The following is a 21,556-nucleotide window of genomic DNA, read 5'->3' on the forward strand; positions in this document are numbered from 1 at the left end:
CTACCCCGCGGCGGCCAACCGGGGCGCGCTCGCCACCAGTCCGGCCAGCCGCGCCCGCACCTCGGCCGCGCGCTCGTAGTTGAGCATGTGCCCGGCGCCCGGGTAGATCAACAGCGCCGCGTCCGGCAGCGCGCCCGCGATGATCCGCGCGTCGGCCACCGTGCAGAGCCGGTCGCGCCCGCCCGCCAGCACCACAGCGGGTACGCCGCGGTACACCGGCAACGCGTGCAGCCGCTCGTGCTCGTTGAGCGCGCTGCGGAACTCGACCATGTTCGCCGGGTTGCACCGTCCGACTTGGGCGGCGGTGGCCGCGATGTGCGTTGGCACCGGCCGCTTGCCGAACACCAGCCACCGCACGCCGGGACGGGCGTAGCCGGTCCGCTTGCCCATCAGCGCGGGCCTGCGGATCCGGGCGATCCGCCGGTTGACCAGCTTCTCCGCGTACAGCACCGGCGCGGCGACCCAGCGCGGCAGGCCGAAGGTCAACCTGGACAGTCCACCTGAGGTGGTCGCCACGAACGCGACCCCGGCGACCCGCTCCGCGATCAACCCCGGGTGCCGCTCGGCGAGGGCCATCAGCGTCATCCCGCCCAGCGAGTGCCCGCCGAGCACCAGCGGTCCCGTCGGCGCCACCGCGGCGATGACCTCGGCCAGGTCGTCGGCGATCCGGTCGATGGTGGCGCTGCCCGCCGGGGCGGACCCGGACGAGCCGTGGCCGCGCAGGTCGAAGCGCACGACGCGGACCCCGGCCAGCCCGTCCGCGACGAGGTCCCACGAGGTGTGGTCCATCGTCCAGCCGTGCACGAGCACGACCGTGGTCGGGCCGTCGCCGCTGGTCACGACGTTCAGCTCGACGCCGTCGGAGGTGCGCACGGTGCTCATTTCGCGAGCAGCATCGAGCGGCGCCACAGGACCGTGCCCGGCCCGCCGACGAGGTCGGTCTCGGCCAGGAACTTCATGATCCGCTCACCCCAGTAGCGCATCGTCTCCTGGAAGTGCGGGTTGTTCTTGGCGGCCTTCCACGCCTGCTTCGGGTCCAGCCCGACCGCGCGGTAGACCTCCGGGTTGACCAGGCTCAGCGCGACGAAGTACGACACGACCGCGGTCAGCAGCCGGTGGTAGCTCCGGGCGAACCGGCCCGCCTTGGCCATGCCCTGCACGACCTCCTGGCGGGCGAAGGTGACGTGCCGCGCCTCCTCCAGCACGTGGATCCGGTTCACCATGCGGATCAGCGGCTGCAGGCCGGGGTCCACCATGTTCTCCCGCTGCATCCGGTCCAGCACCTCCTCGGCGACCAGGATCGCCGCGTACGCCGAGGGGCCCCTGCCGAGTACGGGCAGGACCTTCGCCAGCTGCTTGACCCACTTGCGCGGACCGTAGGCGGGGACGCCGAAGCGCTTGCACGCCTTGCCGAACATCGTGGAGTGGCGGCACTCGTCGGCGATCTCGGCGAGCAGGTAGTGCACGTGGTCGGTGGTCGGGTCGTGCTTGTAGACCTGCTTGAGCAGCATCTGCATCAACAGGACCTCGAAGAAGATCCCGGTGCTGGCGATGCTCGCGATCTCGTGCTTGCCCAGCTCCAACCGCTGCTGCGGGGTCATCCGGTCCCAGAGTTCGGTGCCGTACAACGAGATCCGGTGTTCGGGGTGGAAGGACAGGTCGGCCGGGATCTCGGCGTCCCAGTCGATATCGATGTCGGGGTCGTAGAACTTGTCCGCGGAGGACTTCAGCAAACGACCCGCGGTCTTCTCCCGATCGGCTAACTTGGCAACCTGCGTCGCGCGGCTCATCGTCGAGTCACTCCTCTTACGCGGCGGTTCCAGCACGCGTAACTTCGGGTAACAGTTACTTCTGGTAGCATGAGTCGCATGCCTGACCGTGTCAAGCGCCACAGCACCGGCGACACCGGGGACGCGCGGCGCGACCGCTGGAAGTCCCACCGCGCCGCCCGGCGCGAGGAGTTCGTCGAGGCAGCGCTGCGCGCGCTCGCCGAACACGGCCCCGACCTGGGCATGGAGCACGTCGCCGCGGCGACGGGGGTGACCAAGCCGGTGCTCTACCGGCACTTCACCGACAAGGCCGACCTGTTCGTCGCGCTCGGCCACCGGGGCACCGAGATCCTCTTCGAGCGGCTCATCCCGGCGATGAGCCGCGAGGAGGCGCCGCTGCCGCGGATCCGCCGCAGCCTGGACGCGTTCTTCTCCATCATCGAGGAGTACCCGAACCTCTACCGGCTGCTGGTGCGCAGCACCTTCGCCGACCGCAAGATCGACAACGACATCGTCGCCGAGGACAAGGAGGTCATCGCCAACGCGCTGGCCGCGCTGCTCGGCGACTACATGCGGGCGTACCAGATCGACTCCGGCGGGGCCGAGATCTGGGGCCACGGCATCGTCGGCATGGTGCAGAACGTCGGCGAGTGGTGGCTGGAGCGGCGCACGATGAGCCGCGACGCGGTCGTGGAGTACCTGACGATGACCATCTGGGCCGCCATCGACGGCACCATGCGCGGCTACGGCGTGACCATCGACCCGCACAAACCCCTGGAAATCAACAAGATTATCACACTGTCCACCGGCGACGCCGCCGCTGGCTGAGGAGCCACCATGCCCGACCCCCTCGACGAAGACGGCTACCGCGGCCCGGCGCGACTGCACATCGGCCCCCAGAAGTTCGCCGTCACGGTCGACCTGCGCGGCCACTTCCAGCCCATCGACGGCTACTACCGCTGGTACGGCCGAGTGTCGGCGGACCAGCTGCTGTCGGAAGCACTGGCAGGCCGCAAGACCACGGCGACCCTGCACACCCCCCAGGTCACCGCGACGGGCGAACTGTCCGATCCGGACCCGTGGGACCGCTACCGGATCATGGGCACCTCCACCCCACCGTTCACCGTGGTGACCGAACTGGACGCCGCGCTCGAGGTGTAGCGCGCCACCGGAGTCGATGGGGCGGCTATCGGACGACGGCGCTTTTGCCCTGCCGCTCACCTGTGGCGACGGCTCTGGGCACGTCGCGCCTATCGCGCTTGGCGACGCCGAAGATCGCTGGTGTGGTCGTCCACGCTGTCCGGTCACCCGTTCGGGGGCAACGAAAAGGCCGCTGTCCGGAGTGGACAGCGGCCTCGACGGTGCCCCTGATCAGGGGGCGAAGCCGACCTTGCGGGAGTCGGCGCTGCCGATCTCCACGTAGGCCACTCGCGCGGCCGGGATCACGAACCGGCGACCCTTGTCGTCGACCAGGGCCAGGTGTCCGCTGCCGGTGCGCAGTGCGTCGGCGACCAGGGCCTCGACCTCGTCGGGGGTCTGCGAGCTGCTGAGCACGAGCTCCCGCGCGGTGTCCGCGACACCGATCTTGACCTCCACGCCGAACCTCCGGGCATCGAATCGAAAAGACCTTCGTCACCAAGGCTAGTGGAGCGCGGGGCCCCGGGCGCGCAGGGGCGCGTTCACCGGTCGCGAAATCCGGCCCTCAGCCAAGGCCCAGGGCGCTCATGCGCTTGCCGTGCTGCTGCTGCAGCCTGCGGAACAGCGCCGCGATCCCGGCGAGGTCACCCGTTCCGGCGACGATCAGCTCGGAGAGCCCGTCGCGCTCGGCGACCACGTACTGGGCCTGGGTGAGCGCCTCGCCGAGCAGCCGCCGCCCCCACAGCGCCAGCCGGTCGCGCACCGTCCTGTCCCGCTCGATGGCCGCGGTGACCTCCCGCTCGGCGAAGGCCGAGTGCCCGGTGTCGGCCAGCACCGCCAGCACCAGCGCCCCGCTCTCGGCGTCGAGCCAGGCGGCGATCTCGCGGTACAGGTCGGCCGCCAGCCCGTCCCCGACGTAGGCCTTGACCAGCGACTCCAGCCACGAGCGGGGCGCGGTCGAGGCGTGCCAGGTGTCGATGTGGGCGATGAACGGGGCGATCGCGTCCTCGATCGCCACGCCGTGCGCGGCCAGGTACTTCTCGATCTTGGCGTAGTGCCCCATCTCGGCGGCCGCCATCTCCGAGAGCGCGGCCCGCCCGGACACCGTCGGGGCCGACCTGGCGTCCTCGGACAGCCGGTCGAACGCCGACAGCTCCCCGTAGGCGAGCACGCCGAGCAGGTCGACCACCCCCGCCGACAGGCCGCTCCCGGACACTCCCGACTCCGCGTTCTCCATGGTTGGCAGCGTATCCGGCGGCCGTCGCGGGTAGACTCGCCAGGACGCCTGGCTCGCCACCGCCCACGGGCGGGTGGCGCCGGGCGGCTACGAAGACCTCGGGGAACGTCGCGGGCACCCTGCCCGCGGGACCGAGTGAGAAGGGTGCGCGCCTACCTCGCAGGCCCTCCCGCGCCCCACCCGGGCCGCGCCACGACGCGCAGGACCGGGGCGGGACCGACGCGGTCGAGAAGGGCCCTCCAGGGCAGTGCGCGCTGGTACGAGAGAGGCTGATCACCCTGACGCAGGACGACACCCAGGGCGGCGACACCGCCGCCGGGACCGACGAGCTGGACCCGGTCACGCTGGAGCACAGCGAGGCCGGTCTGCCCGACAACGACACATCGCACCCGCTCACCGCGGGTGCCCCGGTCAAACCGACCGCCCCGACCTTCGCCGAGCTCGACGTGCGGGCCGAGATCGTGCGCGCGCTGTCCGAGGCGGGCATCGAGCGCACCTTCGCCATCCAGGAACTGACCCTGCCGCTGGCCCTGGCCGGTGAGGACCTGATCGGGCAGGCGCGCACCGGCACCGGCAAGACGCTGGGCTTCGGCGTCCCGCTGCTGCAGCGGATCGTCTCCCCCGGCGACGGCACCCCGCAGGCGCTGGTGGTCGTGCCGACCCGCGAGCTGTGCCTGCAGGTCACCGCCGACATCCGGGACGCGGGCAAGTACCTCGGCGTGCGGGTGCTCTCGATCTACGGCGGCCGCCCGTACGAGCCGCAGGTCGCCGCGCTGCGCAAGGGCGTGGACATCGTGGTCGGCACCCCCGGCCGCCTGCTCGACCTCGCCGAGCAGAAGCACTTGGTGCTGGGCAAGGTCCGCGGCCTGGTCCTCGACGAGGCCGACGAGATGCTCGACCTGGGCTTCCTGCCCGACATCGAGCGGATCCTGCGGATGGTCCCCGACCAGCGCCAGACCATGCTGTTCTCGGCGACCATGCCCGGCCCGATCATCACCCTGGCCCGCACCTTCCTCACCCGCCCGACGCACATCCGGGCCGAGGAGAACGACGCCAGCGCGGTGCACGAGCGCACCGAGCAGTTCGTCTACCGGGCGCACTCGCTGGACAAGGTGGAGGTGGTGGCCCGCTCGCTGCAGGCGGCTGGCCGCGGCCTCACGATGATCTTCACCAGGACCAAGCGGACCGCGCAGAAGGTGGCCGACGAGCTCACCGAGCGCGGGTTCGCCGCGGGCGCGGTGCACGGCGACCTCGGCCAGGGCGCGCGCGAGCAGGCGCTGCGGGCGTTCCGCTCCGGCAAGGTCGACGTGCTGGTCTGCACCGACGTCGCCGCGCGCGGCATCGACGTGACCGACGTCACGCACGTGATCAACTACCAGTGCCCCGAGGACGAGAAGACCTACGTGCACCGCATCGGCCGCACCGGCCGCGCAGGCAAGACCGGCGTCGCGGTCACCCTGGTCGACTGGGACGAGGAGACCCGCTGGAAGGAGATCAGCGACGCGCTCGGCCTGGACAAGCCCGCGCCGGTGGAGACCTACTCCACCTCCGCGCACCTGTTCAGCGACCTGGGCATCCCGGAGGGCTCGACCGGCAGGCTGCCGATGGCCATGCGCACCCGCGCGGGCCTGGACGCTGAGCCGGAAGAGGACTTCGGCGGCAAGCGCCGCGGCGCCACAGCCGGTGCAGGTGCGGGCCGCACCCGCCGGGTCCGCGCGTCCGGCGCGAGCCGGGCCAAGGCCGAGGCAGCCGCCCGACCTGCCAGCGACGAGGCGGGCGAGGGCGACAGCAGGCCGCGTCGGCGTCGGCGCAGGCGCGGTGGCTCCGACGTCGGTGAGGACGCGACCCCGGTCGAGGTCAACGCCGAGCAGAAGCCGGAGCCGGAGGGCAAGACCGACAAGCCCGCCCGGGTCCGCCGCAGGCGCCGCCGCGGTGGCGCCGACTCCGCCGGTGAGGCGGGGGCCAACACGGGCGACACACCGGGCGGGGCAGACTAGCGCCCGTGACGCTCGGCGAGACCAGGGACGACAGCGGGGACCGGGAGCAGCAGAGCCCGGCCCCGCGCTACGGGTCGGCCAACGGCCAGGTGGCCGTGGCCGACGAGGACGTGCTGGCCGGGCCCGCCCCGGCCGCGCGGCTGCGCGGTCCGCGCAACGGGTTCAACACCAAGCGCGATTGGGCGCTGCTGGTGCTGATCGTTCTCGCCCTGGTCGGCGCCGGGGTGGTGGTGTGGCGGACCAGCGACATCGCCGCCACCGAGTCGACCCCTGGGACCGGCACGTACCGGTCGCTCCAGCCGCCCGAGGTGTTCCCGCCCTCGCTCGGCGAGGCCTGGCGGGTCAGCAGCCCGGCCACCTGGCAGCCCGTCGTCGCCACGCCGCTGCCCGACCAGAGCTCCCCGCCCGCGGCCTCGACGGTCGTCACCGGCGAGGGCGGCGTGGTCACCGGGCGGGACCCGGAGACCGGCGAGGTCCGGTGGACCTACAGCCGCGACCTGGACCTGTGCGGGCTCACCCCGGCCTGGAACAAGATCATCTCGGTGTACCGGACCACCGGGAACCTGCTGCCGTCGAAGGACCCGTACTCCGGCGGCGGCTGCAGCGAGGTCACCGCGCTGGACCCGACCACGGGCGTGCGGGACAACCAGAACAACGGCGAGAGCAACGGCGGCCAGCGCAACTGGGACGCCGAGCCCGGCGCCCGCTTCCTGTTCGACGGGCAGGACTACCTGACCGCCACCGGCTCCAAGCTGCTGGTGTCGGTCCGCTCCGACCTGGTGAAGACCCAGGAGTACGGAACGGTGCCCGCCAAGGTCAACCCCGGCAGGCAGCCCAGGACCGGCTGCGAGTACCACTCGGTCTTCGCCGCGGCTGGCAAGGTCGCCGTCATCGAGAGCTGCCCGGACGAGAGCTCCGACCGGCTGACCGTGCTGCGCGCGGCCCCCGCCGAGTGGGAGAAGCCCGAAGAGGTCACCAGCCAGGTTCTCGACGGCAGGGGCGCCCAGGTGGTGGCCATGAACAACGGCCTCACCGCCATCGCCCTCCCCGACCCGGGGCGACTCGTGATCTACAACGAGCAGGGCCAGCGCACCGGCAACTTCGACATCGAACTCGGCCCCGAAGACCTGCGCGGTGACGCCCCCGGCCGCAGCGCGTTGGTGACCACCGCGACCGGCGCCTACTACTGGTACACCGGCTCCCGCACCATCGTGCTGTCCGCCACCGAAATGCGTCCGCTGTGGACCATCCAGGACACCCTCGGCCCGGGCGTCGTGTTCGCCGGTCGGGCCCTGCTCCCGGTCCCCGACGGCCTCGCGGTCCTCAGCCAGGCGGACGGTTCGCGGATCGGCACCATCCCGGTCAACCGCGAGGGCTACACCGGCCCGGTCACCCTCGGCACGGTCGGCCCGATGGTCCTGGAACAGCGCGGTCCGACCCTGGTCGCCCTGCACTGATCCGGTGGCCGCAGGCTGGCGCGGTGGCAGACTGGTCGCATGCACTCGCAGCTGAGCAGCCACTCGGCCGAGCCGGTCGAACTGGCCAACTCCACCGCGGCCCTGCGCCTGGACACCGGCGGACCGTACGCGCTGCTGGTGCCCGGGTACACGGGGTCGAAGGAGGACTTCGCCCCGCTGCTGGACGAGATCGCGGGCGCGGGCCTGAGCCCCGTCGCCATCGACCTCCCCGGCCAGATGGACACCCCCGGCCCCGCTGACGAGTCCGCCTACCTGCCCGAGGTCCTCGGCGCGTTCGTCGCCTCGCTCATCGCCACCCTGGACCGCCCGGTGCTGCTCCTGGGCCACTCCTACGGCGGCCTGGTGGCCCGCCGAGCCGTCCTCGCGGGTGCGCGGGTCGTCGGCCTGACCCTGCTGAGCACCGGCCCGGCCGAACTCCCCACCGGCCCCCGCAGGCACATCCTCGACCTGGCCGAAGCCCTCCTCCGCGACCAGGGCGTGGCCGCTGTGCACCGCGGCCTGGAGGCCATGAACGCCGCCAATCCCCGCTGGCTGGCGCAAACCCCCCAGGTCCGCGAGTTCCTCCGCCTGCGGTTCCTGCGCAACCGCGCCGAAGCCCTGCTCGGCATGGGCACGGGCCTGCGCCAAGAGCCCGACCTGGTGGCCGACCTGGCCCGCACCCTCCGAACCACCAACACCCCCAGCCTGGTCACCTGCGGCGCCCAAGACGACGCCTGGCCCCCCACCGTCCAACGAGACATGGCCGACCGCCTAGAGGCCGACTTCGCCACAATCGAATCCGCCGCCCACTCACCCGCCATAGAAAACCCAGACGGCCTGCTGGCCACTCTCTTGCCCACCTGGAAAACCTGGCTCGGGTAGCTGCCGCCCTTCGCACACTGCGCTTGCTTCTCCAGCCACTGGACACTCGGAGCTGCTGGTGCCACCTCAACTCCCGTCAGGTCCGCCTCGGCCCACCTGATCACCCCGCGCTCTCCGGACCCGGCGGTGCCAACTCGACTGCCGTCAGGTCCGCCCCAGCCCACCTGCTCAGCCGTGGACACTCGGACCCTGCGGTGCCATCCCGCCCCCCGTCAGGTCCGCCCCAACCCACCTGCTCAGCCCGCGCCCCTCGGACCCGTCGGTGCCAACTCGAGTGCCGTCAGGTCCGCCTCAGCCCGCCTTCCCAGCGCGTGGACAGTCGGAGTCGCTGGTGCCAGGCCTGCTCGATGGGGCGGACTTGTTTTGCGTGGGGGGACGACACCCGTAGCGTTTCCGCGCGGCAGGGCCTGCTTTTGGGCCCCTGCTTTGCGGTTCTGCGTCGGGTGTTGTAGGGGCCCCGCGCAAAACAAGTTCGCCCCATCGAGCTTGTCGCATTGTCGCGGATCTCCGCCGATGTTGCCGCCAGGCGACGAGGCGTTTCCCGGAGCCGGAGGCGGAGGCCCGAATCCCTTGCCCCGCACTCCCAGCAACGGCCTACGTCAAGATCAACCTGATCGAAAGCCCCCAAATACACAGCCTACCGCGCGGCACCGACACAACGGGAGCAGCGACCAACGCCCCGTGGACAAGCGAGCACGTTGTGGACAACCACCCACCACAACCAACCCCCGCAAGATCAACTAATCCAAGAGCCCCCGATATACAGCCTACCGAGAGACGCCGACAAAGCGGGAGCAGCAAACGGAGCCTGTGGACAAGCGAAGCCGTTGTGGACAACCTCCCGCAGGCATCAACCCCGACCTCGCAAGAGATCCACTCACCGATGCCCACACAACCGATGCGGTACCAACCCCTGATCCGCCGCCACCAGCAATCGTTCCCGGATCAAATAGTCCGCCACCTCATGCCGATGCCCCTGCGCCTCTCCCCACACCTCCACCACCACATCATTCAACGCCCGCTCCAGCGCCGTGAACGATGTCAACCCCATGCACAACCGAGTCCGCGTCCGGTCCAATGGCTTAGGTGACTCAATCCCCGGCGTAAAGTACTCGCGATAATAAGCAGCAAGCACCGCCCGATGGCGGGGCTTCCGCGACAGCAACAACGCCACTCGCACCGCTGCTCCATTGAGCCCTGTCATGGTCTCCGGCCCGCCCACATCCGGCACGGACCATTCCAGGGAATCGCGCACCACGAGCCGCACCCGCGCATCCCACACGCGAACCTCCGACTCCCCGTCCGGTAGCGGAAATGCGCACCGCTCGCCGACGACGAACCGTCGGCTTTCTGCGGCTACCCAGACCGCCAGTTTGTCCCGGCTGTTGACCAGCCACCAGCGCCCGTCCATGTGGCGTAGGAACGGGGAGTTCGGTGCCCGGGAGATGCGTTCGTCAGTGCCGCCGCTGAGGAAGTCGCGGTCTAGGGGCAGTTGGTCGGAGGGTGGGACGACCAGGGGCTCGGGGAGGGCGTGGTAGTCGACTATCAGCTCAGCCAACCGGCACCTCCGCGCACATCACCCACAACCGCCGTCACATTGTCTCTTGGGCCTGCTTCGCTTGCCGCGCGCACGAGGGCTTCGACGCAGGTGGTGGGGGATTCCGTGCGCAGCGAGGCGAGGAGGGGCCACAGGGTGTCGCCGAGGGTGTTGGTGAGGCCGTCGGTGCACAGGAGGTAGCGGTCGCCCCTGGCGGCGGGGAGTTCCCAGAGGTCCGGGCGGATGGTGGGCTCCAGGCCGACCGCGCGGACCAGGGCCGAGCGGTTCGGGTGGCGGGCGCCCTCGGCCTCGGTGAGGTGGCCTGCCGCGATCAGCTCGTTGGCCAGGGTGTGGCTGTTGGTCAGCACGCGGGTCCCGGTGTCGGACTGCACGACCGTCACGCTGTCGCCGATGTGGGCGCCGCGCACGAGCCAACGGCCCTGGGAGCGGACCAGGACGGCCAGGTCGAGGGTGGTGCCCATGCCGGTGGTGGTGGGGTCGTCCACCGAGTGCGCCAGCAGTGCCGTGTTCGCCAGCTCGACCATGCTCTCGGGGGAGTCGCCCCGCCGGTCGACCACGGTCGCGATGGCCAGCGCGGACGCCACCTCGCCAGCCGGCGCGCCGCCGACGCCGTCGGCCACCGCCAGCAGGTGTTCGGCCGCGTGCGCCGCGTCCTCGTTGGTCGGGCGCCCGCCCAGCACCGTCATGCTCGCCGCCGAGAAGATCATGGTGTCCACGGTGCCCGGTCGGCGGCCGGTGCGGCAGGGGGAGGGCTCACCCCTTGGGAAACCGGCGCACAGGCAACCTCACCGGCAGACCTCAGTCGTGCGGGTGGAACGGGAAGCCGCCGCCGATGCCGCGCCACGCCAGGTTGGAGATGAGGTTGATGGCCTCCTCCTTGGGCAGCGCGCGGTTGTCGGCCAGCCACGCGCGCGCGGCGACCTGGCTGGCGCCGACCAGGCCCACGGCCAGCAGCCGGGCCCGGCTGGAGTCCAGGCTCGCGTCCGCGGTGATCGTCGCCGCGATGGCGTCCACGCTGGCGCTGGTCGCCCGCTCGATGGCGTCCTGCACCAGCGGCTCGCCGCGCAGGTCGGACTCGAACACCAACCGGAACGCCTGGCTCTCGCCGTCGACGAAGTCGAAGTAGGCGCCGACCGCGTTGCGCACCCTGGCCTTGTTGTCCGTGGTGGCGTCCATCGCCTCGCTGACCCGCCGGACCAGCTCGTCGACGTGCTTGTCCAGCAGCGCCATGTACAGCTCGAGCTTGCCGGGGAAGTGCTGGTAGAGCACCGGCTTGCTCACGCCCGCGCGCTCGGCGATCTCGTCCATGCCCGCGGCGTGGTAGCCGTTCGCCGCGAACACGTCCTGGGCCGCGGCGAGCAGTTGCGCGCGCCTGGCGGTGCGCGGCAGTCTCGCCCCTCGGCCGACTCCGTTCGACTGAACCGTCTCGGACATGCGTCTCCACCCTCGTTCACCGCTATGCCGGGGTCAGGATCGCCAACCCCGCGGCTGGGTCGACCGTACTCGCCGGTATCCCCGTTCGGGGCAATTTCGCTGACGTTCGTGCTCCACGACAAGTATCCAGTGTGACCCACGTCGCAATGCGGCGAGCCCCGGGGATGGCGTGCACACTTGTTCGGTGAGTGTCTCAACCAGCCGCGGCGCCGCGACCGCGCAGGTGCCCATGTCGGAGGCCGAATTGCCGGTGCTCGACCCGGCCACCGCGGCCTGGCCGGGCGAGGTGGTCGAGTCGGCCGGGATCCGGCTGCACGTGCGCCGCACCCCCGGTGTCGGCGACATCACGGCCGTCTACGTGCACGGCCTCGGCGGGTCGGCGACCAACTGGACCGACCTGGCCGCCTCGCTGGCCGGGTTCGCCCCCGGCATCGCCGTCGACCTTCCCGGCTTCGGCCGCAGCGAGCCGCCCCGGGGCTACACCTACGCCCTCACCGCGCACGCCGACGCGCTGGCCACCTGGCTGCGCGGCCTCGACCTCGGCCCGGTCCACCTGCTGGGCAACTCGATGGGCGGGGCGATCAGCATCCTGCTCGCCGCCCGGCACCCCGACCTGGTGCGCACGCTCACCCTGATCTCCCCGGCCGTGCCCGACCTGCGGCCCAAGGCCAGCCGGATGTCCGACCGGCGCATCCCGCTCGCCTTCCTGCCCGTCGTCGGCCCCCGGGTGCGCCGCTCGCTGGCCAACCTCACCCCCGGTGAGCGGGCCCAGCAGATGCTCGACCTCTGCTACGCCGAACCGTGGACGGTCACCGCGGCCCGGCTCGCCGAGGCCACCGAGGAGTACGCCGAGCGCGCGGGCATGGCCTGGTCCGGCCCCGCGCTCGCGGCCAGCACCATCGGCCTCATCCGCGCCTGGTTCGCCACCGGCCCCCGCTCGCTGTGGCGGGCGCTGCCGCACATCAAGACGCCCACCCTGGTCATCTGGGGTGACCGCGACCGGCTGATGAGCGTGCGCAAGGCACCCCGCACCACCCGGCTGATCCCGCGCGCCCGGCTGCTGGTGCTGCGCAGCACCGGTCACGTGGCGCAGATGGAGCGCCCGTCGACGGTCGCCCGGGCGGTGCTCGGGCTGTGGGAGACCGCCGAGGCGGGGGATTGGTGACACACCCCGTCGCGCTGACGCCACTGGTCAACCGAGCGTTGGGTGATGTGGCACCCTGGGGCGCGTGAGCCGAATGACGCAAGGCGAGCCGGACACGGCCACCAGGTCGTCACGCTCCGCGTCCGAACCCGGTGATCGCCAGAGCCGCGGCGGCAGGCGCACCACGGCCGAACCGCTGGCGGCCGCCTGGGCCCCGCAGCGACCCCGCCCGGCTCGCAAGCGCGGGTTCGTGGCGACCTACGGCTGGCGCATCTACGCGGTGCCGGTCCTCGTCGCCGTGACCGCCCTGGTCGTCGTGCGCACCGCGGGGGACAAGGCCGACACCGTCGCCAGCGCGCCCACGTCCGAGGCGGGTTCCCCGGTGAACCCGGTCACCGACGGCGGCAACGCCCCGCCGGACGTCACCGAGCGCCCGGGCGGTCCGATCGACGTGAACGTCCCGTCGGCCGAGCTGCCCAACGGCGGCGCCTTCACCCAGGCGGGCGCCGGGTCCTTCCACGTCGTGCCCGGCAGCGGCCAGAAGGTGGGCACCGGGCCCAAGTTCTTCACCTACACCGTCGAGGTCGAGAACGGCGTCGACCCCGCGTCTTACGGCGGTGACGAGGCCTTCGCCAGCCTGGTCGACTCCACGATGGCCGACCCGCGCGGCTGGACCGGCCTCGGCGAGATCTCCGTGCAGCGGGTGCCTGCCGAGTTCCCGAACCCCAGCTTCCGGATCAGCCTGACCACCCCGGACACCGCCCACCGGGCCGACATGTGCGGGTACTCGATCAAGTACGAGTCCTCCTGCTACCGCTCGAGCGAGAAGCGGGTCATGATCAACCTGGCCCGCTGGTCGCGCGGCGCGGTCGCCTTCGGCGGCGACATGCTCACCTACCGGCAGTACGCGCTCAACCACGAGGTCGGCCACGCCTTCCGCAACAACCACGTCGGCTGCCCGCAGGCCGGGGCGCTGGCGCCGGTGATGATGCAGCAGAGCTTCGGCGTCGCCAACGACTACGTCGCCCAGCTCAACAAGCAGGTCGGCAACCCGGACCCGGTGAAGGCCGACGGGCTGGTCTGCAAGCCCAACGCGTGGCCCAACCCACAGGCGCGTCCAGCGGGCTGACCCCGTTCTCCCGGATCGTGGGAACCGGGAAGACGCGGGTGGGATTCCGGCGTTGCACCAGGGGAGAATCCGGCACACATCCGTGCTTGTAGGAGGAGCAGATGCCAGGCAGTTTGCCGCCGCTCGTCGAGCCCGCGCAGGAGCTCACCAGGGACGAGGTGGCCCGCTACAGCCGTCACCTGATCATCCCTGACGTGGGCATGGACGGGCAGAAGCGGCTCAAGAACGCGAAGGTCCTCGTTGTCGGCGCGGGCGGGCTGGGCAGCCCCGCGCTGCTCTACCTCGCGGCGGCCGGTGTCGGCACCCTCGGCATCGTCGACTTCGACGTCGTCGACGAGTCCAACCTGCAGCGCCAGGTGATCCACGGCCAGTCCGACATCGGCAAGCCCAAGGCCGTCTCGGCCAAGGAGTCGATCGCCGAGATCAACCCGCTGATCACCGTGAACCTGCACCAGGAGCACCTGAACTCCACCAACGCGCTGGAGATCTTCGCCCCGTACGACCTGATCCTCGACGGCACCGACAACTTCGCGACCAGGTACCTGGTCAACGACGCCGCGGTGCTGCTGGGCAAGCCGTACGTGTGGGGCTCGATCTTCCGGTTCGAGGGCCAGGTCAGCGTGTTCTGGGAGGACGCGCCCAACGGGCAGGGCCTCAACTACCGCGACCTCTACCCCGAGCCGCCGCCGCCCGGGATGGTCCCCTCCTGCGCCGAGGGCGGCGTGCTCGGCGTGCTGTGCGCCTCCATCGGCTCGGTGATGGTGACCGAGGCGATCAAGCTGCTCACCGGCATCGGCGAGCCGCTGCTGGGTCGGCTGATGGTCTACGACGCGCTGGAGATGTCCTACCGGACCATCAAGATCCGCAAGGACCCGGCGACCAAGCCGATCGAGGCCCTGATCGACTACGAGGCGTTCTGCGGCGTGGTCAGCGACGACGCCCAGCAGGCCGCCGCGGGCTCGACCATCACCCCGCAGGAGCTCAAGGCCAAGTTCGACCGGGGCGACACCTTCGCGCTGATCGACGTCCGCGAGCCGCACGAGTACGAGATCGTCCGGATCGAGGGCTCCACCCTGGTGCCCAAGGACGAGATCATCTCCGGTGCCGCGCTCGCCGGTCTGCCGCACGACCGGCAGATCGTGCTGCACTGCAAGTCCGGTGTCCGCTCCGCCGAGGCGCTCGCGGTGCTGCACAAGGCCGGGTTCAAGGACGCGGTGCACGTGGGCAGCGGTGTGCTCGGCTGGGCGCGCGACGTGGACACGAGCCTGCCGACCTACTGATCGTTCGACCGTCGTGGCAACGGCCCCGGTTCCACCGCGAACCGGGGCCGTTCCCGTTTTCCCACCGCGAGATCAACCATCTGGGGGCACGTGTCGCGCCCGCGCGAGCAGGTGCCGGGCAGGTAGCGTCCCCGCCCGTGAGAACACCGCCCCCGCCGCACGTCCGCGCCGCCTTCGGTGCCCGCACCGCCGAGCCGGTGCTGGTCGAGCACGGGCCCGTGTGGCGCTGCGGGGAGATCGCGCTGCGGCAGGCGGTCAACCCCGCCGAGGCGTCCTGGGTCGCGCAGACCCTCGGTGAGCTCGAGGTTCCCGAGCTGCGGGTGGCGCGCCCGGTGCGCTCCTCCGACGGCCGCTACGTGGTCGGCGGCTGGGTGGCGTTCCGGTTCATCCCCGGCCGCGCCGAGCCGCGCTACGACGAGGTGATCTCCGCCTCGCTGCGGCTGCACCAGGTCACCGCCGAGCTGCGCAGGCCGCGGTTCCTGCAGTTGCGCGCGGACGTGTTCGCCACGGCCGACCGGCTGGCGTGGGGCGAGGAGAAGAAGGTCAAGCTCGACCCGCACCTGGGTGGGCGGTTGTTCGAGCTCTACGCCGAGTCGTGCAAGGAGGTCAGCCTCACCGCGCAGGTCGTGCACGGCGACCTCTTCGGGAACCTGTTGTTCGACGGCGACGCCGACCCGGGGATCATCGACTTCACCGCGTTCTTCCGCCCGCCGGAGTGGGCCGCGGCCGTGGTCGTGGTGGACGCGATGGCGTGGGGCGGCGCCGATGAGGCCATCGCCAAGCGGTGGGGCCACCTGCCGGAGTGGCCGCAGGCGCTGTTGCGCGCGCTGCTGTTCCGCCTGGCCGTGCACGCGTTGCACCCGAAGTCCACGCCCAGGTCGATGCGCGGCCTTGAGCGGGCGGCGCAGGTCATCGGGCAGTTGATCTGACCCCTAGTAGGGGCTGTTCTGGCAAGTTCCTGCCGGCTGGGCCTGGACGGCGCGCCGCGACATACGTTCTCCTTGGGGTAGGTGCCGACGCGGGGGGAACTTGTGACGCGACTGGCCGCGCCTGGCCTGGTTGATACGCACTGTCCGTATTGCGCTTTGCAGTGCGGGATGCGGGTGGGTGGGCTTCAGCACAGCGGGATGCGGGTGGGTGGGCCTGAGCACAGTGGGATGCGGGTGGGTGGGCCTGAGCACAGTGGGATGCGGGTGGGCGGGCTTCAGCTCAGTGGGATGCGGGTGGGCGGGCCTGAACACAGCGGGATGCGGGTGGGTGGGCCTGAACACGGCGGCTCCACTGTCGAGGCCCGGGACTTCCCGACCAACCGGGGTGGGTTGTGCCAGAAGGGCTGGACCGCGGGCGCACTGTTGCGCACACCGGCCCGGCTGACGACACCGTTGCTCCGAGTGGACGGCGAACTCCAGCCGACTTCCTGGGACACCGCGCTGGACTTCGTCGCGGCGAGGTTGGCGCGGACACGGGTCGAGCACGGTGCCGACGCGGTGGCGGTGTTCGGCGGTGGCGGGCTGACCAACGAGAAGGCTTATCTGCTGGGCAAGTTCGCCCGGGTCGCGCTGGGGACGGCGCAGATCGACTACAACGGCCGGTTCTGCATGTCCTCGGCGGCAGCGGCGGGGATGCGCGCGTTCGGCCTCGATCGCGGGATGCCTTTCCCCATCGAGGATCTGGCCGCCTCCGACGTCGTGGTGCTCGCGGGCGCGAATCCCGCTGAGACGATGCCGCCGTTCATGCAACACCTGACCGGCAAGGTGATCGTGGTGGATCCCCGGCGCACGGCCACGGCCGAGCGCGCGGACCTGCACCTGCGGCCGCGTCCAGGCACGGATTTGGCGCTGGCGTTGGGAATCCTGCACGCCGTGGTCGCCGACGGGCACTTCCGCGCCGACTACGCCGCCGAGCGCACGACCGGCTTCGAGTCGGTGTGGCGGATCGCCGCGGCGTGGTGGCCCGAGCGGGTGGAGCGGGTGACCGGGGTCGCCGCGCGGGACCAGCGCGAGGCCGCGGCGCTGCTGGCCGGGGCGGGCAACGCGCACATCCTCACCGGTCGCGGTGCGGAGCAACACGCCAACGGCACCGACACCGTCGGCGCGTGGATCAACCTGGCGCTCGCCCTCGGTTTACCCGGGCGGCCCGGCTCCGGCTACGGATGCCTTACCGGCCAAGGCAATGGCCAGGGTGGGCGCGAGCACGGGCAGAAGGCCGACCAGCTCCCCGGGTACCGCAAGATCGCCGACCCCGCCGCCCGCGCGCACGTCGCCTCGGTCTGGGGTGTGCCCGCCGAATCCCTGCCCGGCCCCGGGCGGTCGGCGTACGAGCTGCTCGATTCGCTCGGCACCGAGGGTGGGCCGCGCGCGCTGCTCGTTTTCGGCAGCAACGTCGTGGTGTCAGCCCCCCGATCCAGCCACATCGCAAACCGACTATCTACTTTGGACTTGCTGGTGGTCGCGGACTTCGTGCTCTCGGAGACCGCCGCTGCGGCCGACGTCGTGTTCCCGGTGACCCAGTGGGCCGAGGAGGGCGGCACGATGACCAACCTCGAAGGCCGCGTTCTCCTGCGATCGCCCGCGGTTCCCGTCCCGGACGGGGTGCGCAGCGACCTGGACCTGTTGCGCGGCTTGGCTATCCGCCTCGGGCAGCCGGAACACCGGTTCCCCGCCGACCCCGAGGCGGTGTTCGACGAGCTGCGCCGAGCCTCGCAGGGCGGTCCCGCCGACTACTCCGGCATCACCTACCAGCGCTTGCGCGATGGCGACCAGTTGCACTGGCCCGTCCCGTCGACCGAGCACCCCGGCACGCCCCGGGTGTTCCTCGACCGCTTCGCCCACCCCGACGGCCGCGCCCGGTTCACCCCCGTCGAGCACACCGGCCCGGCCGAACCGGTTGACGACCAGTACCCGCTGGTGGCCACCACCGGCCGCGTCCTGCAGCACTACCAGTCCGGCGCGCAGACCCGGCTCATCGCGGAGCTAAACGATGCCGTGCCGGAGGTGTTCGTGCAGGTCCACCCGGACACCGCGACTCGGGCCGGGCTGCTCGACGGCGGTCGCGCGCTGGTCGTGTCCCGGCGCGGGGCGACCGAGGCGCTGGTGCGGTGCGACGTGACGATGCGACTGGACACCGTCTTCCTGCCGTTCCACTTCCCCGGCGCGCAACGGGCCAACCTGCTGACCAACCCGGCGCTCGACCCGCACAGCAGGATGCCCGAGTTCAAGGTGTGCGCGGTCCGGCTGGAGGCGCGGTGACCGCGCGCCGGGTGGTCGTCGTCGGCTACGGCATGGCGGGAGCCCGGTTCGCCGACGAAGTCCGCCGCCGGGACCCGGCCGGGGAACGGGTCGCGCTGACCGTGGTCGGGGCCGAGCCGCACCCCGCGTACAACCGGGTCCTGCTTTCCGCTGTGCTGGCCGGGACGATGCCCCCATCGCTGGTGGGCCTGCACGGACCGGATTGGGCGGTGGAGACCGGCGTCGATCTCCGGGTCGGGGTCGGTGCGCGGTCCGTCGACCGGGTCGGGCGGACGGTGACGCTGTCCGATGAGTCCACTGTGGAGTACGACGCGCTCGTCCTCGCGACCGGGAGCCGCGCCTGGGTCCCGCCGGTGGACGGCTTGCGCACCGAATCCGGCGCGCTGGCACCGGATGTGGCGACGTTCCGGGACTTGGACGACTGCGCGGCGATCATCGACCACGCCCGGCCGGGTGCGCCGATCGCGGTCCTCGGCGGGGGTCTCCTCGGGCTGGAGGCCGCGCGGGGACTGCTGGGCCGCGGTTGCCTGGTCACCGTGGTTCACCCCGTCGGGCACCTGATGGAACGCCAGCTCGACCCGGCGGCGGGCGCGGTGCTCGCCAAGACCCTCACCGACCTGGGCATCGACGTCCGCTTGGGGCGCTCCGCGGCCCAACACGTCAGCGGGGACGGCCTCAAGCTCGACGACGGCAGCCACGTCCCGGCCGAGTTGGTGGTCGTCGCCGCCGGGGCGCGCGCGGAGGTGGGTATCGCCGAGTCGATCGGGCTGTCGGTGCGCGGCGGGATCGTGGTCGACGACCTGTTGCGCACCAGCGATCCCCGGATCCACGCGATCGGCGACTGCGCCACCCACCCCGGCACGGCGGCCGGTCTGGTCCAACCCGCGTGGGACCAGGCCACCGTGCTGGCCGACCTGCTGACCGGCGCCGACCCGGCCGCCCGCTACCGCTCGACGCCCGCCGTCACCCGTCTCAAAGCGCGCGGCGTCGACCTGGCCGCACTCGGCGAGACCCACGCCGAGGATGCCGAGGTCATCACGCTGCACGACCCGGCCCGCGGCCGCTACGCCAAGCTCGTCCTGCGCGACGACCGGGTGGCGGGTGCCATCGTCCTCGGTTTCCCCGACGCGGCCGCCACCATCACCGAGTTCTTCGACACCGGCGCCCCGGCCCCCGCCGACCGGCTCGCCCTCCTCCTCGGCCGGGCCAACCCCGGCGGTGCGCAACCCCGCTCACCAGCCCAGTTGCCCGACGACGCGCTCGTCTGCCGCTGCAACACCGTCACCAAGTCCCGCCTCGTCGAAGCCTGGCGCGCGGGAGCTACCGACGTGCCCGCCCTGGTGGCGGCCACCCGCGCCACCACCGGGTGCGGCACCTGCACCGACAGCACGCGGGCCATCGCCGAGTGGCTCGCCACGACCCCGGAGAGGCCATGAACCGCTGGATCGACCACTGGGACCCCGAGGACGAGCGCTTCTGGGCCACCACCGGCAAACGTGTCGCCCGGCGGAACCTGATCTTCTCGATCTTCGCCGAGCACCTGGGTTTCTCCATCTGGGTCCTGTGGTCGGTCGTCGTGCTCAACCTCACCAACGCGGGCTTCGGCGGCGAAATCCCGTTCACACCAAGCGAACTCTTCTGGCTCACCGCCGCCCCCAACCTCGTCGGCTCCGCCCTGCGCATCCCCTACACCTTCGCCGTCCCCCGCTTCGGCGGTCGCTTGTGGACCGCGATCAGCGCCGCCCTCTTGCTGATCCCCACCGTGACCCTCGCCGCCCTGGTCCACTTCGACTTCGTCCGCGCCCAATCCCACGACACCCAGTTCGCCCTGCTCCTCATCGCTGCCTCCTTGGCAGGCGTGGGCGGCGGCAACTTCTCCTCGTCAATGGCGAACATCTCGTTCTTCTACCCGGAAAAGCGCAAGGGCCTAGCCCTGGGCCTCAACGCAGCAGGCGGCAACCTCGGCGTCGCAGTAGTCCAACTCCTAACCCCTTTGATAATCATCGTCGGCGTCCCGTACGCCGTGGCGAAGAACCCCGTGCACCCGGTCCACCTCGCCTACGCGGGCCTGATGTGGATCCCGTTCATCATCGCGGCGGTGGTCTGCGCGTGGCTGTTCATGGACAGCCTCACCATGGCCCGCTCAGACGCCAGCGCGTACGCGGCCTGCCTCAGCCGAGGCCAGACCTGGATCATGTCCGTGCTCTACATCGGGACGTTCGGCTCGTTCATCGGTTTCTCGTTCGCGCTGCCACTGGTGATCAAGCTGACCTTCCCCGAGTTCTTGGCCTCACACCCGTTCATCGGGACGTACCTGGCGGGACTGGGTTTCTTGGGCGCGCTGATCGGTTCCTTCACCCGCCCCCTGGGCGGCTGGCTGTCGGATCGCCTGGGCGGAGCACGGGTGACGTTGTGGGTGTTCGTACTGATGGCCCTGTTCACCCTGCTGGCAATCCTCGGCGTAACCCAGCGCGACTTCACCCTGTTCTTCGGCGCCTACATGGTGATCTTCGCGCTATCAGGTGCCGGCAACGGCTCGACCTACCGGATGATCCCAGTAATCTTCGGCGCACTCGGCCGCCGCGAGTCCGACGATGCTGCCACCGCCTTGCGGTACAAGCGAATGGGCGCTGCGGTAATCGGCATCGCTGGGGCGATCGGGGCTTTCGGTGGGTTCTTGATCCAGCAGGTGTTCCGGGTGGCTAGCGGGGAGGTAGGAGCAGCTGTCGCCTCAGCACGGACGTTGGAGGGAAAGGCAGCTGCTGCCGCAGCTCACGCCGACTGGTCAACGTCGGCGTTGTGGGTGTTCGTGGGGGCGTACGTGGTGTTTGGGGGGATGACGTGGTTCTTCTATCTGCGGAGGGCTGGAGTGGGGGCGCGGGTGCCTAGTTTGGCGCATGCGGGGGTTTGATGGGTTGTCCACAAGGTGCCTGCTTGTCCACAGGTCGCTATTCGCTGCTGCTGTTTGGTCGGGCTGCGTTGGTAGGCTGTGTATTGGGGGCTTCTTGATTAGTTGATCTTAAGCGGGGATGGTTGCTTCTGCTCGCTCGCGCGTGGGACTTCTTGGTTATCCACAACGTCTTCTGTTGTCCACAGGCTCCGTTTGCTGCTCCCGTTTTGTCGGCGTCTCTCGGTAGGCTGTATATCGGGGGGTCTTGAGTCAGTTGATCTTGCGGGGGGTTGGTTGTGGTGGGTGGTTGTCCACAACGGCTTTAGTTGTCCACAGGGCGTTGGTTGCCGCTCCCGTTGTGTTGGTGGTGCGCGGTAGGCTGTGTATTTGGGGG

General features: G+C 71.0%; 19 protein-coding genes. 12 read left to right on the top strand and 7 right to left on the bottom strand.

The window, feature by feature from the left end; genetic code table 11:
• Both LV75_RS29370 and LV75_RS29375 read right to left on the bottom strand, forming a co-directional pair.
• On the bottom strand, nt 1–882 hold the full coding sequence (locus LV75_RS29370) for an alpha/beta fold hydrolase (RefSeq protein ID WP_253890592.1): 882 nt from the start codon (nt 880–882) through the stop codon (nt 1–3).
• Complete coding sequence (locus LV75_RS29375; protein ID WP_253890593.1) at nt 879–1,790, bottom strand: AurF N-oxygenase family protein; 912 nt, start codon at nt 1,788–1,790, stop codon at nt 879–881. The genes LV75_RS29370 and LV75_RS29375 overlap by 4 nt, the downstream gene beginning before the upstream one ends.
• 69 nt (nt 1,791–1,859) lie before the next feature.
• On the opposite strand from LV75_RS29375, the gene LV75_RS29380 reads away from it, so the two are divergent.
• Complete coding sequence (locus LV75_RS29380; RefSeq protein ID WP_253890594.1) at nt 1,860–2,597, top strand: TetR/AcrR family transcriptional regulator; 738 nt, start codon at nt 1,860–1,862, stop codon at nt 2,595–2,597.
• 9 nt (nt 2,598–2,606) lie between these two features.
• Nucleotides 2,607–2,930: a DUF4873 domain-containing protein gene (locus LV75_RS29385; RefSeq protein WP_253890595.1), complete on the top strand. Its 324-nt coding sequence runs from the start codon at nt 2,607–2,609 to the stop codon at nt 2,928–2,930.
• A 210-nt stretch (nt 2,931–3,140) separates the two neighbouring features.
• Here the strand turns inward: LV75_RS29385 and LV75_RS29390 are convergent, their stop codons facing one another.
• Together LV75_RS29390 and LV75_RS29395 are read right to left on the bottom strand one after the other, a co-directional pair.
• Nucleotides 3,141–3,365 carry a DUF3107 domain-containing protein gene (locus LV75_RS29390; protein ID WP_253890596.1) on the bottom strand — a complete coding sequence of 75 codons (225 nt, stop codon included), beginning with the start codon at nt 3,363–3,365 and terminating at the stop codon, nt 3,141–3,143.
• Between the two features lie 106 nt (nt 3,366–3,471).
• Nucleotides 3,472–4,143, bottom strand: a complete 672-nt coding sequence (locus tag LV75_RS29395) for a ferritin-like fold-containing protein (RefSeq protein ID WP_253890597.1) — start codon at nt 4,141–4,143, stop codon at nt 3,472–3,474.
• 278 nt (nt 4,144–4,421) lie between these two features.
• Here LV75_RS29395 and LV75_RS29400 point away from each other — a divergent pair, with 278 nt between their 5' ends.
• Genes LV75_RS29400 through LV75_RS29410 form a run of 3 tightly spaced genes read left to right on the top strand, consistent with a single transcriptional unit; the run spans nt 4,422 to nt 8,479 of the window.
• Entirely contained in the window at nt 4,422–6,140 is a 1,719-nt protein-coding gene (locus LV75_RS29400) for a DEAD/DEAH box helicase (protein ID WP_253890676.1), read from the top strand.
• A 5-nt stretch (nt 6,141–6,145) separates the two neighbouring features.
• Complete coding sequence (locus LV75_RS29405) at nt 6,146–7,597, top strand: Rv3212 family protein (RefSeq protein WP_253890598.1); 1,452 nt, start codon at nt 6,146–6,148, stop codon at nt 7,595–7,597.
• Between the two features lie 39 nt (nt 7,598–7,636).
• The gene (locus LV75_RS29410; RefSeq protein WP_253890599.1) at nt 7,637–8,479 is read left to right on the top strand and encodes an alpha/beta fold hydrolase; all 843 of its coding nucleotides are present in this window, start codon (nt 7,637–7,639) and stop codon (nt 8,477–8,479) included.
• A gap of 877 nt (nt 8,480–9,356) precedes the next feature.
• Here the strand turns inward: LV75_RS29410 and LV75_RS29415 are convergent.
• The 3 genes from LV75_RS29415 to LV75_RS29425 all read right to left on the bottom strand — a co-directional run bounded on the left by LV75_RS29415 (nt 9,357) and on the right by LV75_RS29425 (nt 11,471).
• Nucleotides 9,357–10,037, bottom strand: coding sequence for a hypothetical protein (locus LV75_RS29415; RefSeq protein WP_253890600.1), 681 nt, complete (start codon nt 10,035–10,037; stop codon nt 9,357–9,359).
• Entirely contained in the window at nt 10,025–10,744 is a 720-nt protein-coding gene (locus tag LV75_RS29420) for a PP2C family protein-serine/threonine phosphatase (protein ID WP_253890601.1), read from the bottom strand. Before LV75_RS29420 ends, LV75_RS29415 begins: the two co-directional genes overlap by 13 nt.
• A gap of 91 nt (nt 10,745–10,835) precedes the next feature.
• A complete protein-coding gene (locus LV75_RS29425; RefSeq protein WP_253890602.1) occupies nt 10,836–11,471 on the bottom strand; it encodes a TetR/AcrR family transcriptional regulator in 636 nt (211 codons plus the stop codon).
• Between the two features lie 304 nt (nt 11,472–11,775).
• Between LV75_RS29425 and LV75_RS29430 the strand changes: the two genes are divergently transcribed.
• The 7 genes from LV75_RS29430 to LV75_RS29460 all read left to right on the top strand — a co-directional run bounded on the left by LV75_RS29430 (nt 11,776) and on the right by LV75_RS29460 (nt 21,183).
• Nucleotides 11,776–12,636 carry an alpha/beta fold hydrolase gene (locus tag LV75_RS29430; protein ID WP_253890677.1) on the top strand — a complete coding sequence of 287 codons (861 nt, stop codon included), beginning with the start codon at nt 11,776–11,778 and terminating at the stop codon, nt 12,634–12,636.
• Between the two features lie 73 nt (nt 12,637–12,709).
• Entirely contained in the window at nt 12,710–13,744 is a 1,035-nt protein-coding gene (locus tag LV75_RS29435) for a DUF3152 domain-containing protein (RefSeq protein ID WP_253890678.1), read from the top strand.
• A gap of 101 nt (nt 13,745–13,845) precedes the next feature.
• Nucleotides 13,846–15,024: an adenylyltransferase/sulfurtransferase MoeZ gene (moeZ, locus tag LV75_RS29440; protein ID WP_253890603.1), complete on the top strand. Its 1,179-nt coding sequence runs from the start codon at nt 13,846–13,848 to the stop codon at nt 15,022–15,024.
• Between the two features lie 137 nt (nt 15,025–15,161).
• Nucleotides 15,162–15,953: a TIGR02569 family protein gene (locus LV75_RS29445; protein ID WP_253890604.1), complete on the top strand. Its 792-nt coding sequence runs from the start codon at nt 15,162–15,164 to the stop codon at nt 15,951–15,953.
• A 324-nt stretch (nt 15,954–16,277) separates the two neighbouring features.
• The gene (locus LV75_RS29450; protein ID WP_253890605.1) at nt 16,278–18,272 is read left to right on the top strand and encodes a molybdopterin oxidoreductase family protein; all 1,995 of its coding nucleotides are present in this window, start codon (nt 16,278–16,280) and stop codon (nt 18,270–18,272) included.
• Nucleotides 18,269–19,708, top strand: coding sequence for an FAD-dependent oxidoreductase (locus tag LV75_RS29455; protein WP_253890606.1), 1,440 nt, complete (start codon nt 18,269–18,271; stop codon nt 19,706–19,708). The genes LV75_RS29450 and LV75_RS29455 overlap by 4 nt, the downstream gene beginning before the upstream one ends.
• Complete coding sequence (locus LV75_RS29460) at nt 19,705–21,183, top strand: MFS transporter (protein ID WP_253890607.1); 1,479 nt, start codon at nt 19,705–19,707, stop codon at nt 21,181–21,183. The genes LV75_RS29455 and LV75_RS29460 overlap by 4 nt, the downstream gene beginning before the upstream one ends.
• Nucleotides 21,184–21,556: the final 373 nt, after the last annotated feature.

The sequence above is a fragment of the Actinokineospora diospyrosa genome (genome assembly GCF_024171925.1).
Classification (GTDB): domain Bacteria; phylum Actinomycetota; class Actinomycetes; order Mycobacteriales; family Pseudonocardiaceae; genus Actinokineospora; species Actinokineospora diospyrosa.

Excerpts from the sequence above, each read along its gene's own strand:
- LV75_RS29370 (WP_253890592.1), bottom strand. The coding sequence starts at position 882 with ATGAGCACCGTGCGCACCTCCGACGGCGTCGAGCTGAACGTCGTGACC.
- LV75_RS29460 (WP_253890607.1), top strand. The coding sequence starts at position 19,705 with ATGAACCGCTGGATCGACCACTGGGACCCCGAGGACGAGCGCTTCTGG.
- LV75_RS29380 (WP_253890594.1), top strand. The coding sequence starts at position 1,860 with ATGAGTCGCATGCCTGACCGTGTCAAGCGCCACAGCACCGGCGACACC.
- moeZ (WP_253890603.1), top strand. The coding sequence starts at position 13,846 with ATGCCAGGCAGTTTGCCGCCGCTCGTCGAGCCCGCGCAGGAGCTCACC.
- LV75_RS29425 (WP_253890602.1), bottom strand. The coding sequence starts at position 11,471 with ATGTCCGAGACGGTTCAGTCGAACGGAGTCGGCCGAGGGGCGAGACTG.
- LV75_RS29435 (WP_253890678.1), top strand. The coding sequence starts at position 12,710 with ATGACGCAAGGCGAGCCGGACACGGCCACCAGGTCGTCACGCTCCGCG.
- LV75_RS29420 (WP_253890601.1), bottom strand. The coding sequence starts at position 10,744 with ATGATCTTCTCGGCGGCGAGCATGACGGTGCTGGGCGGGCGCCCGACC.
- LV75_RS29395 (WP_253890597.1), bottom strand. The coding sequence starts at position 4,143 with ATGGAGAACGCGGAGTCGGGAGTGTCCGGGAGCGGCCTGTCGGCGGGG.
- LV75_RS29375 (WP_253890593.1), bottom strand. The coding sequence starts at position 1,790 with ATGAGCCGCGCGACGCAGGTTGCCAAGTTAGCCGATCGGGAGAAGACC.
- LV75_RS29385 (WP_253890595.1), top strand. The coding sequence starts at position 2,607 with ATGCCCGACCCCCTCGACGAAGACGGCTACCGCGGCCCGGCGCGACTG.
- LV75_RS29410 (WP_253890599.1), top strand. The coding sequence starts at position 7,637 with ATGCACTCGCAGCTGAGCAGCCACTCGGCCGAGCCGGTCGAACTGGCC.